Raw genomic sequence first — 292 nt, forward strand, 5'->3', positions numbered from 1 at the left:
GCAGGAGGCTATCAACGCCGTGCCCGATTATCGGAAGAACGTGCGTACCACCATCCTGGTGCGCGAAGGCATTTATCGCGAAAAGATTGTGATTCCCGAAAGCAAAATCAACCTTTCGCTCATCGGGCAGGAAGGTGCCGTGCTGTCTTTCGGCGACTATGCCTCCAAACCGAACTGCTTTGGCGAGAATACGGGAACCTCCGGCTCTTCCTCGTGCTACATCTATGCTCCCGATTTCTATGCCGAAAACATCACTTTCGAGAATACTGCCGGCCCGGTCGGCCAGGCCGTA

At 54.8% G+C, this 292-nt stretch carries 1 pseudogene (cut by a window edge); it reads left to right on the forward strand.

What is annotated here, in order from left to right:
• Positions 1–292: pseudogene (locus QVP67_RS09205) on the forward strand (pectinesterase family protein) (its annotated part continues 613 nt past the right edge of the window); the annotation flags it as partial.

The sequence above is a fragment of the Bacteroides sp. CAG:633 genome (assembly GCF_000435115.1).
GTDB lineage: Bacteria > Bacteroidota > Bacteroidia > Bacteroidales > Bacteroidaceae > Bacteroides > Bacteroides ndongoniae.